The organism is Candidatus Pantoea persica, assembly GCF_013753875.1.
GTDB classification, from domain to species: Bacteria; Pseudomonadota; Gammaproteobacteria; order Enterobacterales; family Enterobacteriaceae; genus Pantoea; species Pantoea persica.
In genome coordinates, this window is record NZ_SMDS01000010.1 from 34770 (window position 1) to 48739 (window position 13970).

A 13970-nucleotide genomic window follows, 5' to 3' on the forward strand; every position below is an offset into this window, starting at 1 on the left:
AAAAGCCGGTTAATCTGGCTTTTTTACCCCTTTTTGCCTTGCCGCGCGCCCCTGATTCGCGTAAAACTAGCAGCCGCTCTTAGACCACGAAACGATACTGACTATGTTCCAGGATAATCCGCTGCTCGCGCAGCTTAAAGAAAAGCTTCACGCGCAGACGCCTCGCGCTGTAGGTGTTGTCAAAGGCACCGAAAAAGGTTTCGGCTTTCTTGAAGTCGACGCGCAGAAAAGCTATTTCATTCCGCCGCCGCAGATGAAGAAAGTGATGCATGGCGATCGTATCTCCGCCATCATCCACAGTGACAAGGACCGCGAAAGCGCCGAGCCGGAAACGCTGATTGAACCCTTCCTCAGCCGCTTTGTCGGCCGCGTGCAGAAGAAAGATGACCGCCTCTCTATCGTCCCGGATCACCCGCTGTTAAAAGATGCCATTCCTTGCCGTCCGGTGCGTGTCCTGAGCCATGAATTTCAGGCAGGCGACTGGGCCGTTGCCGAAATGCGTCGCCATCCGCTGAAAGGCGCTCGCGGCTTCTATGCCGAACTGACTGAATTTATCGTGAAGGCCGACGACCACCTCGCGCCCTGGTGGGTCACCCTGTCGCGCCACAACCTCGAGCGTGAAGCGCCGATCGTGGGCTTCGGCGACATGCAGGACGAGCAGCTGACGCGAGAAGATCTCACCGCGCTGGAATTCGTCACCATCGACAGCGCCAGCACCGAAGATATGGACGACGCGCTCTATGTTGAAGAGAACGTTGACGGTACACTGCGCCTGACCATCGCCATCGCCGATCCCACCGCCTACGTGCCGGAAGGCAGCGAGCTGGACAAACTGGCGGCGCAGCGCGCCTTCACCAACTACCTGCCGGGCTTCAATATCCCGATGCTGCCGCGCGAACTCTCCGACGACGTCTGCTCGCTACGCCCCAACGCGCGCCGTCCGGCGCTGTGCTGCCGCGTCACCGTCGCGCAGGATGGCTTGCTGGGCGACGACGTGCACTTCTTCGCCGCGTGGATCGAGTCAAAAGCCAAACTGGTTTACGACGAGGTCTCCGACTGGCTGGAGAACCGCGGCGACTGGCAGCCGCAGAGCGAGGCAATTGCACAGCAAATTCGTCTGCTGCACCGCATCTGCTTGGCGCGCGGCGAATGGCGTCACAACTACGCGCTGGTGTTTAAAGATCGTCCCGACTACCGCTTCGTGCTGGGCGAAAAAGGCGAAGTGCTGGATATCGTCGCCGCGCCGCGCCGTATCGCCAACCGAATCGTGGAGGAGGCGATGATCCTCGCCAATGTCTGCGCCGGTAAAGTGCTGCGCGAGAAGCTCGGCTTTGGCGTCTATAACGTGCACACCGGCTTCGACGCCGCCAACGCCGAGCAGGCTGCCGCGGTGCTGGCGAATCACGGCGTGACCGTGGACGCCGCCGCCATTACCACGCTGGAAGGCTTCCGCCAGCTGCGCCGCGAGCTCGACGCACAGCCGACGCAGTATCTCGACAGCCGCATCCGCCGCTTCCAGTCGTTGGCCGAAATCAGCACCGAGCCGGGTCCCCACTTCGGCCTAGGCTTGGATGCTTACGCAACCTGGACCTCGCCAATCCGTAAGTCGGGCGACATGATCAACCATCGTCTGCTGAAGGCGATTATCCGCGGCGAGCAAGGCGCACGTCCGGATGAGGCGTTAACCACCATTATGAGCGAGCGTCGTCGCCTGAAACGTATGGCGGAACGCGACGTCGGCGACTGGCTGTATGCGCGCTGGCTGGCGCCGCACGCCGGCACTGACCGCAAGTTCAGCGCCGAGATCATAGACGTGTCGCGCGGCGGCATGCGTGTGCGCCTGCTGGAGAACGGCGCAGTCGCCTTTATCTCGGCGCCCTTTATCCACGCGGTGCGCGACGAGCTGGTGTGCAGCCAGGAGAACGGCACCGTGCAGATCAAAGGCGAGATCGCCTATCGCGTCACCGACGTGATTGACGTGACCATTGCTGAAGTGCGTATGGAAACGCGCAGCGTCGTGGCGCGCCCCGCCGTCTGAGCATGAAAGGCTGCGGGATAACCTCTGTTATCCCGCATTTTAGCCCATAGCCCTCTCCGCGATGCGATATTTGTATCCCGCTTCACACTTCTTGATTGATTAACTTTCACTTACATTCCATTATATTACCTTTAGCTCGTTGTCTTTGAACGTCTTTTCGGTTCATATAAGGAGTGAGGTCATGAAGAACGTCAAAATCGGCATTGTCTGTTAGCCGTGGCGTTAATCGGCGCGGGCGCTTTCGCCATGCTGGCGATCAATCGCGGCGAGCCTGTCAACGCGGTATGGTTGGTGGTCGCCGCCGTCGTCTGCTATAGCATCGCCTACCGTTTTTACAGTCTGTTTATCGCCCGCAATATTTTCGAGCTGGACGATCGCCGCCGCACGCCCGCACGCCGAGCGGTTCAACGACGGGCTCGATTATGTGTCCACACAACAAGTGAGTGCTATTTGGCCATCACTTCGCCGCTATCGCCGGCGCGGGGCCGTTGGTCGGCCCGATTCTGGCGGCGCAGATGGGCTTTCTGCCCGGCACTACCTGGATCCTGGCGGGCGCGGTGCAGGATTTTCTGGTGCTGTTTATCTCCACCCAGCCGTGACGGCTGCTCGCTGGGCGAGATGGCGCGCCAGGAGCTGGACGCCTTCGCTAGCGTTATCACCATGCTGGGCGTGATGATCATTATCGTCTCCGCGCTGGCGCTGTTGGTGGTGAAAGCGCTGGCCGACTCGCCGTGGGAGCTCTTCACCATCGCCGCCACCATACCCATCGCGCTGCTGATGGGCGTCTATATGCGCTTTAGCCGTCCGGGCAAAATCGCCGAGGTGTCGCTGATCGGCTTCGTGCTGATGATGGCGGCGATTATCTTTGGCGGCAACGTGGCGTAGGATCCCCCTACTGGGGCCCCTTCTTTACCCTGAAAGGCACCTCGCTGACCTAGGTGCTGCTGCTGGCGCCGCGCGAATACCTTTCCACCTTCCTGAAAATCGGCGTGATCGTCGGGCTGGCGGTCGGCATTCTGTTCACCCTGCCGGAGATGAAACTTCCGGCTTCCACGCGCTGGTCTCCAGCGGCACCACACCGAGGCTGGTGGAGCGTGAAAGCCATATCCGCTTTATCGGCTATGGCGCGATGCTGATGGAATCCTTTGTTGCCATTATGGCGCTGCTCTGCGCCTCGGTGATCGATCCGGGTGTCTACTTCGCCATGAACTCCCCTGTGGCGTTGATCGGACCACGGTAGAGAGCGCCTCGCAGGTAATCAGGAGGCGCGCCATGTCTGACACCGTGTTTCGCGCAACCCGTCCGGCGCGCCTGGGCTTGGGTGACGCGCTGTCGGCCGCCGCGCGGCGGCTGTGGCACGGGCTGCAGCAGAGCTTCCGTCTGATGGTCGGGGTCCAGGATTATCAAAATTATCTTCAGCATATGCGGCAGCATCACCCGGATCTGCCGCCGATGAGTGAGCGCGAATTCCATAGTTACTGTCTTGACGCCCGGTTCCCCAGTCAGGCGGGTAAAGCTGAGGAAATGTCCTTATTAAGCAGAATGTTCGGTCCCGCGACGCGGGGTCTTTTTGTGCCATTCTTTACCAGACTGGAAAATATATTGGCTGGCCTCTTGTTCTGAGGTGAGATACCGAATACTGTTGATAAAATAATGAGATAATGCCAGCAGAGCACTCCCCCGGAGGACGTTTCCATGACCGATGAACAAGGGCAAACGTTGTTGAATACGGGGTGTTGCAGCGGAAAACAGTGATTAAATCGCAAAAGTGAAGCGCTGTTTTAATTTTTGCAGAAACCATGTTTCATTAATTTGGTCGCCTTCGCCATACAAAGGCTTCAGGCCGCATGCTGCGTGCATTTGAGTGGCGATTTGAGGCAGGGTGCGGCGGGCAAGCACAGAGAGGCAAACGCGGCATTGCTGCACGCTCGGTCTGCGCAGAGGTGCCTTATTTTGCGACGCGCTTTGGTTATGGCCTGGAGGATGTTGGCATTGATGTGAAGTGAAGACGGAGGGTCGATCGCTGGCCGTCAGCCAGGGCGACGATGCAGCGGACTACGCTTTCTGGCCGTACCAGGCGTTTTAGCCGTGCTTGCGCAGGTAGTGCAAATCGAGCAGCGTCTGATTGATAGGCGGCAGATCCGGCCATAGCTGCTGACTGAACAGCCCCATACAGCGACCTCCCCCAGCACCACGGCGCTGTGCTCGGAGGCGTAAGCGTCGCGGCCCCAGGCGAACGGCTCATGCGAGTTCACCAGCACGGCGGGGATGGCGGTGGGAGAGCGCGCGCGCTGGGCAAAGCTCTCAATAATGACGCGGCCGGTATAGCTGACGCCGGAAGGCTTGATCACCAACACGCCTTGCTCGCGATCGATTGCACTGACGTTGCCCCAGGCAAAGGTGACTAGGTTGTAGCGCGGCAAGTCCAGGTTCGCTTCCAGAACCTGCTGTTTCAGTTGCTCCAGCATTCTCGTGTCCTGGCTCAAGTTAATCCCTGAATTGTGCAGTTCAGCCTGAAAACGTTATGGAGCGATTGGCTGAAAAAAGGCGGAAAACGGCTGATCGCTAAACTTTGACCGCGCCACCGCAGCCGCACTTCTTCTTCAGCTCCGCGCCCAGCTTCGCCAGCGCGTCGTCATCCAGATCGAAACCGGTGATCAAGCAGACGCCCTTGCCTTTGCGGCCAGTTTCGATTGAGTAAACCTGAGGATTATCGCGGCTCATGACGCTCTCGAAGGCTGGTCAGAATCGCGGCAAGCGTCGCCGCCGGATCGGCTGACTGGGTAATGGGACGCCCAATCACCATATAGTCCACGCCCGTCTGCTGCGCCTGCTGCGGAGTTATGATGCGGCGCTGGTCGCCGGCGTCGCTGCCTGCCGGTCGGATACCCGGCGTTACCAGCGCGAAATCTTCGCCGATGGCCTGTTTGAAACGCGCAGCTTCATGCGCCGAGCAGACCACGCCGTTCAGTCCGCACGCCTGCGTCAGCTTCGCCAGCCGCTCCGCCTGCTCGGCGGGCGACAGGGTGATGCCGAGGCCGAGCAGATCGTCGGCGTCCATGCTGGTCAAGACGGTGACCGCGATCAGCAGCGGCGCCTCTTTGCCGTAGGGCAGCAGCGCTTCGCGCGCCGCGTTCATCATGCGCGCCCCGCCGCTGGCGTGAACGTTGACCATCCAGACGCCGAGATCGGCGGCCGCGGCCACCGCATGGGCGGTAGTGTTGGGAATATCGTGATATTTAAGATCGAGGAAAATCTCGAAGCCGCGCTGCTGCAGGGTTTTCACTAGCGACGGACCGAACAGCGTAAACATCTCTTTGCCGAGTTTTAGTCGGCAGCTCGCGGGATCAATCTGGTCGACGAAACGCAGCGCGCTGTCGAGATCGTGATAGTCGAGCGCCACCAGAATGGGCGAAGCGGTTTCAGTTGGCGACAGGGGCATAGCGGTTCCTCGCGGTTGACGGCGGCGTGCCTGTAAGACAAACGGCAAGCATTCTACCCGCGCGACGCGTGATGGACAACGTTTGCGGCCGTCCGTTTCCCTGCGCGGCCATCAGCTGCATCGTGAGTGTTTAACTCTTCAAATATGTTATAACTACTAAAAAGGTCGGCGCCGACTCGCGCGCGGCTACTGGCCGTCCAGCCCGCGAATCGGCTTCACGGAAGACCAGGTACGGCAGGATGGGCAGTGCCAGTAGAGCGCGTGCGCGGTAAAGCCGCATTTCTGGCAGCGATAGCGCGGCTTGGTGCGGATCTGTTCGCCCACCATATTGCGCAGCACTATCAGGCTCTCTTTGGCACGGCCATCTTCCGCCTCATGCAGGTGGTAATCCATCAGGCGATGGAACACGCGCATCGTAGGATGACGTTGCAGCTGGCGGTTGATATAGAGCTGAGCAGCTTCCGGCCCCTCTTTGCGCTCGAGGATATCGGAGAGATAGAGTTCTGCCGCCGCGCCGGTGTTCTCCTCGACGCAGCGCTGGAGAAACGTCGCCCAGGCGTCGGGCTGGTTAAGGCGCTGATAGCAGGTCTCCAGCATCGGCAAGGTTTCGCTCACCAGCTCTTTGTCCTGTTCCAGCACGCGCTGCAGATGTTCAATCGCTCTGGCATAATCGCCCTTTTCTATCAGGATACGCCCCATCATAATCGAGACGCGCGCGCTCTGACGATCGGCGGCTTCGCCCTTTTTAAGCAGGCTCATGGCGCGGTCGAGATCGTCGCTGCTCATCGCCTGCAGCGCCAGCTCGCAGTAGAAGTGGGCGATTTCGCCCTTTTGTCTCTCTTTGCCGAGCTTCACCAGCCGTTCCGCTACCTCAATCGCCTGCTGCCAGTCGCTGGTGGCCTGATAGATCAGCAGCAGCTGCTGCAGGGCGCTGATGCGAAAGTCGGTCTCGTCCGTCAGCTGCTTGAACATATCTTCGGCGCGGTCGTAAAAGCCGGCGGCCATATAGTCGCGGCCCAGCTGCTGGATCGCCAGCAGTCGCTGGTCGTAGTTCAGCGAGGCGCTCTCCATCAGCGACTGATGAATGCGAATGGCGCGATCGACCTCGCCCCGCGAGCGGAACAGGTTGCCCAGCGTCAGGTGCGCCTCGACCGTTCCGCTGTCCTCTTTCAACATGTCGAGGAAGAGATCGACCGCTTTATCCTGCTGGTTGGAGAGCAGAAAGTTGACGCCCGCCACGTAATCCCGCGACAAGCGGATTGCCTCCTGCTGCTTGTCCTGTTGCGCACTACGTCGCCCCATATACCAGCCGTAAGCCGCTGCGATCGGCAGCAACAGAAAAAGCAGTTCAAGCATGGAGTGTTATTCCCGGCCTGCGACGGCAGTCGAAGAGGCCACGGGCGGCACGCCTTTTTCCAGTTGCGCCTGCATGCGTTTTATCTTGCGCTGAGCATGCGCCAGCGAGACGCGGACGCGCAGCCAGAAGAGGCCGCAAATGGCCCAGCCTAGCACAAAGCCTGCGCCGAACAGCGCGGCGAGCAGCGTGGAGATGCGGAATTCGCCCTGCGCCAGCAGATAATTGAAGGTGATAATCTGGTCGTTATGCGCGCCTAAGGTGACGGAGATGATAAAAATGACCAATACTACTAAGAAAATCAGCAAATATTTCACAGTGCATCCTGTTGTGAGGTTATCCAGTAGAAGTATGCCAAAAAAGCGGCAACAATGCTGCTCCATGCAGCACGGGGCGAAAGATCGTTACGCAAGCGCAATCAATAATATGGGGATAGCTCGCCGAATTACAATCCGCTTTCCCGCTGCGCTACTTCCTTTCGCTTTTCCGGCGGCAAGGTTAGCGGACCGCAAAAACGCTGCGACAGCCAGGTCGCTATCGTTACTAGCAGCCAGGCCAGCAGAACCGCCATCGCCAGATCGCCGGGCCAGTGCATACCGAGCAGCAAACGGCTGGCCATCACCGCGCCCGCCCAGAGACCGACCACGGCCAGAGTGATATAGCGGCGACGCGGCCAGAGCAGCCCCATCACCAGTAGCCCCCAGCTGGCGGCAAACAGCGTATGGCCGGAAGGAAACGCGAAGCCGGTTTCAAACGCCCAGTGCCGCTTTAGCCAGCCCGGCAGTACCCGATCGCTGGCGAGCAGCTCGTCCACCCGCTGGCCGCGCGCCTCGCGCGTCATGCTGTAGAATTCGCGCTCGTCCAGTCCGTGATGGTGCTCTAGCCAGACTACATAGGGACGCGGCTCCTGCACCTGATCTTTAATATAGGATTTGGTGTACTGGCCGGTAAGTACGGTGACGTTCATGATCAAAAGTAGCAGCAAAGCCGGCTTGAGACGAAAGCGCAGACACCAGAGCACCCACAGGCTGAGCGGCAGGCTGGTCAGCGTGCCCCACGGGCGCGTGACCGTTTCCGTCATCCAGAACAGGAAGCGCAGAAGCGCGTTGCTTTCACCCGGCTGCCACTGCCAGCCGGAGAGCCAGGCCACTGCCGGAATAATCATCAGCAGCAGCATGGCTGCCGTTGTGCGCCGTAAAATGTCAAGCATTCTTTTTCCCTTCGTCTGGCTGTAATCTGCCGCTCGCTAATAACTTTATTTTTAAAAATAATAACATAACATGTTGCGCCTTGGATAATTGTGCTTTATCACTACAATCGTTCTGACAAATTACCAGCCCAACTTCGCGTTGTGGCACAATATTGCCAATTTTGTCAGCCCATAGTTGGCCTGCGCGCTGTTTCAGAATAGCGCATCCTCTGTAGGTTCTGGAGAGTCACATGCAGCTTAAACGGGTGGCAGAAGCCAAACTGCCCACGCCCTGGGGCGATTTCCTTATGGTAGGTTTTGAAGAACTGGCAACCGGTCACGATCACGTCACCCTGGTTTATGGCGATATCAGCGATAACACGCCCGTACTGGCGCGCGTCCATTCGGAATGTCTTACCGGCGACGCGCTGTTCAGCTTACGCTGCGATTGTGGTTTTCAACTGGAAGCGGCGCTGAATGCCATTGCCGAAGAGGGTCGAGGCGTGCTGCTTTACCATCGTCAGGAAGGCCGCAATATTGGTCTGCTGAACAAAATTAGCGCCTATGCGCTGCAGGATAAAGGGTACGACACGGTGGAAGCTAACCACCAGCTCGGCTTTGCCGCGGACGAACGCGACTTCACGCTGTGCGCCGATATGTTCAAGCTGCTGGGCGTCAACGAAGTGCGTCTGCTGACCAACAATCCGCGTAAGGTGGAGATCCTCAGCGAAGCGGGCATCAATATCGTTGAGCGCGTGCCGCTGATTGTCGGCCGCAACCCAGAAAACGCGCACTATCTGGATACCAAAGCGGAAAAGATGGGGCATCTGCTGCCGAAGTCGGAGTAACCGCGCTGGCCGTAAAGCGCCAGGCGCCGTGGAGCACATCGTCGCGCCGTTTTAAACAGCGCAGCGGCCTGATAACAGAGCACCTCAGGGATGAGGTGCGTATTAAGGCAGGACGAGCAAGACATCTTGATAATATTCGTAGTCACTCCTCCCAAATTTGAGCGTAAAAAATTCTGTAGCCATCAAAGGTGATGACGTTTGTTTTTATTTAGCTTTCAAGTCCATGAAAGACTCGATGAAACGATGCTGATTGTCATTCAGCTCCCAGCTGTCGGGAATCATCACATTGTGTTCCGTCACATTATTCTCTTTGTTTTTGCAGGCTGTCGCTTTACGTTGCGGCGCGGTCAACAATCGTTTATGGCTGAGTGCATTTGCCCACATGGTTTAACCCCATAGACGCCAGATTATCAATGCCACTACCACCTAGAACAGTACAGAAGCAGTAAACACGGTAAGCCAGGCTTTACGGCGGATACTAGCAGAGCACTTAACCTTAGTGCTTTTTGCCCGGAAGCCGGGTTGTACAGTCAGTCTCGTGGCCACAGTTTCTGGCAATCACCCTCAATAAAACGATTGATAACATCGATTAAGATTTAGGACGAATCCTAAAATCATTAAAGCCGAAAACCCAGTTATTTTTATTGAGTACAACGATTAAAGCTATTTATCAAAATCTCCAGATAACGCAAGAAATAATGAATCGCGACAAGTTTCCTTAATTGAATTATTGCGTTGCAAATTTGAGTTAAATTGCTATAAGGCCAGTTAAAATCCAAGTAAACTTAAAGAAGTCTGATAAAAGCGCTTTCACATCAAATCTAAACTAGAATCTAGGAATAATCTTTGCAGGGCGCAAAGCGGCAGGGTAAATTTTGTATATTGTCTCTCATTTTAAGAAACGCTAACGGGGAAACATGTGATCGATGTTTCAATTACAAAAAAATAATCAACTTTGTCGATATACCGGTGGCGCTAACCTGCATGTCAAAAAAGGCTGCCCTGGGCAGCCTTAAATAACCTTAATGAGTCTCATTCTTTAGTTAAAGGGTAGCTTGATGTCCTTGAACATCGCTTCGATATCTTCGTTGGAGCGTAGCGCGACGGCGGCATCCACCACTTCACGTGTTAAATGCGGCGCGAAGCGCTGAATAAAATCATACATATAGCTACGTAGGAAGATACTGCGCCTGAAGCCAATTTTGGTGGTGCTGTTGGTGAAAATATCGTCGGCTTTAATGCGCACCAGGTCGGGATCGGCATGGGGATCGACCGCCATGCTGGCAATAACGCCCACCCCAAGACCGAGGCGAACATAAGTTTTAATCACGTCTGCATCCGTGGCGGTGAAGACAATACGCGGTGTCAGCCCGGCGCGGTTGAAGGCGGTGTCCAGTTCCGAGCGGCCGGTAAAGCCGAAGGTGTAGGTGACCAGCGGAAAATCCGCCAGCTCCTGAATTGTCACCTGCTCTTTGCCCGCCAGCGGATGATCGGGCGTGACCACAATCGCCCGGTTCCAGTGGTAGCACGGCAGCATAATCAGATCGTCATAGAGATGCAGCGCTTCGGTGGCGATAGCGAAGTCTGCGTTGCCTTTAGAGACCGCTTCGGCAATCTGCGTCGGCGACCCCTGATGCATATGCAGCGAGACGCGTGGATAGCGCTCGATAAATCCTTTGATGACGCCGGGCAGCGCATAGCGCGCCTGCGTATGGGTGGTGGCGACATAGAGCGACCCTTTGTCTGGCCATGTATGCTCGCCCGCCACTGACTTAATGGCGTCAACCTTCGACAAGACCTCTTGCGCGATGCGGATAATCTCTTCACCAGCCGGTGTCACTTGCGTCAAGTGTTTGCCGCTGCGCGCGAATATCTGCACGCCCAGCTCATCCTCCAGCATGCGCACCTGCTTACTGATGCCGGGCTGCGAGGTATAGAGTCCTTCTGCCGTCGAAGAGACGTTGAGGTTGTGATTAACCACTTCGACGATATAGCGCAACTGCTGCAATTTCATATCTGTTCCATCCCAGTAAGCTACAGAGCGGCATCCCCGATTGACGTATTTGCGCCGTATCGGTGAGAAATAAAGCAAGGCGTAGGAACATGTCGGAAATGCTATAACAACTATATCACTGCAGGGAGGAATGTATAACGTTTTGATATAAGGCCAAGAAAAAGGCCAGCAGTGCTGGCCTTAATAAGGGGATTACTTTTTCGCTTCCTGCCACTTGCCGTCAATATAGAAAACTGACCAGCCGGTGGCTTTGCCCTTTTTATCCGAGGCAACATACTGCTGCTTGGTCTTGCGGCTGTAGCGCACCAGCGTTTTGTTGCCGTCGGGATTGGTCGCCGGCGCCTCAGCAAGGTAGCGCAGCTTCTCCGGCAGGCGATCTTTAAAGCGCTGCAGCTCCTCAACCAGCGGCGCGCGGGTCTCGCGCGATTTGGGGAAGGTGTTGGCGGCGAGGAAAACGCCAGCCGCGCCGTTGCGCAGCACAAAGTAGGCGTCCGACTTTTCGCACGGCAGCTCCGGCAGCGGCACCGGATCCTCTTTCGGCGGCGCGACTTCGCCGTTACGCAGAATCTTACGCGTGTTTTTACACTCGTCGTTGGTGCAGGCCATGTATTTGCCGAAACGCCCCATTTTCAGGTGCATCTCTGAACCACACTTCTCGCACTCCACCACCGGGCCATCGTAGCCTTTGATGCGGAACACACCCTGCTCGATCTCGTAGCCGTCGCACTCCGGGTTGTTGCCGCAGACGTGCAGCTTGCGCTGCGGATCGATCAGATAGCTGTCCATCGCCGTACCACACTTCTGGCAGCGGCGGCGCGCGCGCAACGCGTTGGTTTCGGCGTCATCGCCCTCCAGCACGTTAAGCACTTCGTTTTCCGGGATCAGGTTGATGGTCTGCTTGCAGCGCTTTTTCGGCGGCAGCGCATAGCCGGAACAGCCGAGGAACACGCCAGTGCTGGCAGTACGGATGCCCATTTTGCGTCCGCAGGTCGGGCAGTCGATAGAGGTCAGCACCATCTGGTTGGGCTGCATGCCGCCCTCTTCTGGATCCTTCTCCGCATTGTCGAGCTGCTGACTGAAGTCGCTGAAGAAGGTGTCCAGCACCCCTTTCCACTCCGCCTCGTTATTGGCGACCCGGTCGAGGCTGTCTTCCATCGTGGCGGTAAAGTCGTAACTCATCATATCGCGGAAGTTCTCTTCCAGCCGATCGGTGACGATTTCGCCCATTTTTTCCGCATAGAAACGGCGGTTTTCCACGCGTACGTAGCCGCGATCCTGAATGGTCGAGATAATGGCGGCGTAGGTCGACGGGCGGCCGATGCCGCGTTTCTCCAGCTCGCGCACCAGCAAGGCTTCGCTGAAGCGCGCCGGCGGTTTGGTAAAGTGCTGGCTGGGCATCAGCTGTTGCAGATCGAGCGTTTCGCCAATGTCCACCGGCGGCAGCGTGCGATCTTCGTCATTCTTACGCAGCGCAGGCATCACGCGCGTCCAGCCGTCAAAGCGTAGCGTGCGCCCTTTCGCCTTCAGCTTATAGCCAGCGGCGGCGACGGTCAGGGTGGTGGAATCATACTGCGCGGGCACCATCTGACAGGCCACGAATTGACGCCAGATCAGCTGATAGAGCTTCTGCGCGTCCGCTTCCATATCCTTGAGCTTTTCCGCCACCACGTTGACGTCAGAAGGACGAATCGCCTCGTGCGCTTCCTGTGAATTCTCTTTGCTGGCGTAGGTATTCGCCGACGCCGGCAGATACTTGCTACCGAAGGAGGCGTCGATATAGTAGCGCGCCATCGCCACCGCATCCTGACTCAGGTTGGTGGAGTCGGTACGCATATAGGTAATGTGGCCCGCTTCGTAGAGGCGCTGCGTCATCATCATGGTCTTTTTCACCCCGAAGCCGAGGCGCGTGCTGGCCGCCTGCTGCAGCGTTGAGGTGATATAGGGCGCGCCAGGCTTGCTGCTGGTCGGTTTATCTTCACGGTCGACCACCTCGAAACGCGCTTTTTCCAGCAGCGCGACGGCGGCCTGGGTCTGCTCGCTGTTAACCGGACGGAACGGGCTGTCACCCTGATGCGTCACCGCCATTGCCAGCAGATCGCCCTTCTTGGTATGCAGGTCGGCGTTCAGCTCCCAGTACTCTTCGGGAACAAAGGCTTTGATTTCGCGTTCGCGCTCGACCACGAGGCGTACCGCCACCGACTGAACGCGGCCGGCAGAAAGGCCGCGCGCGATCTTTTTCCACAGCAGCGGCGACACCATATAGCCGACGACGCGGTCCATAAAGCGACGCGCCTGCTGCGCGTTAACGCGGTCGATATTCAGCTCGCCCGGCTTTTCAAACGCCTGACGAATCGCATTTTGGGTGATTTCGTTAAACACCACGCGGCTGAAGCGCTTGTCGTCGCCGCCAATTACTTCCCGCAGGTGCCAGGCGATCGCCTCTCCTTCACGGTCAAGGTCGGTTGCGAGATAGATATGGTCGGCGTTGGCCGCCAGCGCTTTCAGCTCCGAGACCACCTTCTCTTTACCGGGCAGGATTTGATAGTCCGCTTTCCAGCCGTGATAAGGATCGACGCCCATGCGGCTGACCAGCGCGGCTTTTTCATCCTTTTTCACTTTTTTGGCTTTTTTGTCGCCCGCCCCGTCAGCACTCTTTTTTGCGGTTGAACCACTGGTCGGCAAATCACGGATATGACCGACGCTGGATTTCACCACGTAGTCACTACCGAGATATTTATTGATTGTTTTGGCCTTTGCCGGGGACTCAACGATAACGAGTGCTTTACCCATATGTACCTTTACCTAATGAAAACGTCCTGATAAACGGGAGAGGATTAGATGCCCTGAAACCTAACGGATTCAATATTGTTACGCCTTTTACGCTTTTCAAGGCGGTGGGTTCAATCTCAGGTTAGGCTGCATGGACTAATGCAACGATATGAATAAGAGCGATTTTTTCATCTGACGCAGCCACACTTCCCGGTGTGAACTCCCTGAAATCTGAATCGCCCAAACTCTACCTAATAAAATTCGTTACGCAACTTAATTAGCACTCTGTCTAATTTTGCGCCAGCTTTTGTCAATT

At 57.0% G+C, this 13970-nt stretch carries 11 protein-coding genes and 4 pseudogenes; 4 read left to right on the forward strand and 11 right to left on the reverse strand.

The genetic code is table 11. From position 1 onward, the window contains the following. The first annotated feature begins 103 nt into the window (after positions 1 to 103). The 3 genes and pseudogenes from EIO60_RS02155 to EIO60_RS02165 all read left to right on the forward strand — a co-directional run bounded on the left by EIO60_RS02155 (position 104) and on the right by EIO60_RS02165 (position 3575). Positions 104 to 2038: an exoribonuclease II gene (locus EIO60_RS02155; RefSeq protein WP_258575788.1), complete on the forward strand. Its 1935-nt coding sequence runs from the start codon at positions 104 to 106 to the stop codon at positions 2036 to 2038. 181 nt (positions 2039 to 2219) lie between these two features. Beyond that, positions 2220 to 3298, forward strand: a pseudogene (locus EIO60_RS02160) (carbon starvation CstA family protein); the annotation flags it as partial. Positions 3299 to 3310: 12 nt separating this feature from the next. Beyond that, positions 3311 to 3575, forward strand: a pseudogene (locus tag EIO60_RS02165) (YbdD/YjiX family protein). A gap of 218 nt (positions 3576 to 3793) precedes the next feature. On the opposite strand, the gene EIO60_RS02170 reads toward EIO60_RS02165, so the two are convergent. The 7 genes and pseudogenes from EIO60_RS02170 to pgpB form a co-directional block, all read right to left on the reverse strand. Then, positions 3794 to 3964, reverse strand: coding sequence for a hypothetical protein (locus EIO60_RS02170; protein ID WP_258575789.1), 171 nt, complete (start codon positions 3962 to 3964; stop codon positions 3794 to 3796). Between the two features lie 156 nt (positions 3965 to 4120). Beyond that, positions 4121 to 4506 (reverse strand): annotated as a pseudogene (locus EIO60_RS02175) (class II aldolase/adducin family protein). A gap of 103 nt (positions 4507 to 4609) precedes the next feature. Further along, positions 4610 to 4726: pseudogene (locus EIO60_RS02180) on the reverse strand (SUI1 family translation initiation factor); the annotation flags it as partial. Positions 4727 to 4748: 22 nt separating this feature from the next. Then, complete coding sequence (pyrF, locus tag EIO60_RS02185) at positions 4749 to 5480, reverse strand: orotidine-5'-phosphate decarboxylase (protein WP_258575790.1); 732 nt, start codon at positions 5478 to 5480, stop codon at positions 4749 to 4751. Positions 5481 to 5666: 186 nt separating this feature from the next. Continuing rightward, positions 5667 to 6836 carry a lipopolysaccharide assembly protein LapB gene (gene lapB / locus EIO60_RS02190; RefSeq protein WP_258575791.1) on the reverse strand — a complete coding sequence of 390 codons (1170 nt, stop codon included), beginning with the start codon at positions 6834 to 6836 and terminating at the stop codon, positions 5667 to 5669. 6 nt (positions 6837 to 6842) lie between these two features. Next, positions 6843 to 7151 carry a LapA family protein gene (locus EIO60_RS02195; RefSeq protein WP_258575792.1) on the reverse strand — a complete coding sequence of 103 codons (309 nt, stop codon included), beginning with the start codon at positions 7149 to 7151 and terminating at the stop codon, positions 6843 to 6845. A 128-nt stretch (positions 7152 to 7279) separates the two neighbouring features. Next, positions 7280 to 8044 (reverse strand): phosphatidylglycerophosphatase B, encoded by a 765-nt coding sequence (pgpB, locus tag EIO60_RS02200; RefSeq protein ID WP_258575793.1) that lies wholly within the window; start codon positions 8042 to 8044, stop codon positions 7280 to 7282. Positions 8045 to 8274: 230 nt separating this feature from the next. Here pgpB and ribA point away from each other — a divergent pair, with 230 nt between their 5' ends. Further along, complete coding sequence (gene ribA / locus EIO60_RS02205) at positions 8275 to 8871, forward strand: GTP cyclohydrolase II (protein WP_258575794.1); 597 nt, start codon at positions 8275 to 8277, stop codon at positions 8869 to 8871. 204 nt (positions 8872 to 9075) lie between these two features. Here ribA and EIO60_RS02210 read toward each other — a convergent pair whose 3' ends face one another. The 4 genes from EIO60_RS02210 to topA form a co-directional block, all read right to left on the reverse strand. Further along, positions 9076 to 9255: a YciX family protein gene (locus EIO60_RS02210; protein WP_258575795.1), complete on the reverse strand. Its 180-nt coding sequence runs from the start codon at positions 9253 to 9255 to the stop codon at positions 9076 to 9078. 42 nt (positions 9256 to 9297) lie between these two features. After that, the gene (locus tag EIO60_RS02215) at positions 9298 to 9417 is read right to left on the reverse strand and encodes a YmiA family putative membrane protein (RefSeq protein ID WP_258575796.1); all 120 of its coding nucleotides are present in this window, start codon (positions 9415 to 9417) and stop codon (positions 9298 to 9300) included. Between the two features lie 493 nt (positions 9418 to 9910). Continuing rightward, positions 9911 to 10885, reverse strand: coding sequence for an HTH-type transcriptional regulator CysB (gene cysB, locus EIO60_RS02220; RefSeq protein ID WP_258575797.1), 975 nt, complete (start codon positions 10883 to 10885; stop codon positions 9911 to 9913). Between the two features lie 192 nt (positions 10886 to 11077). After that, positions 11078 to 13675 (reverse strand): type I DNA topoisomerase, encoded by a 2598-nt coding sequence (gene topA, locus EIO60_RS02225; RefSeq protein WP_258575798.1) that lies wholly within the window; start codon positions 13673 to 13675, stop codon positions 11078 to 11080. Positions 13676 to 13970 lie beyond the last annotated feature (295 nt).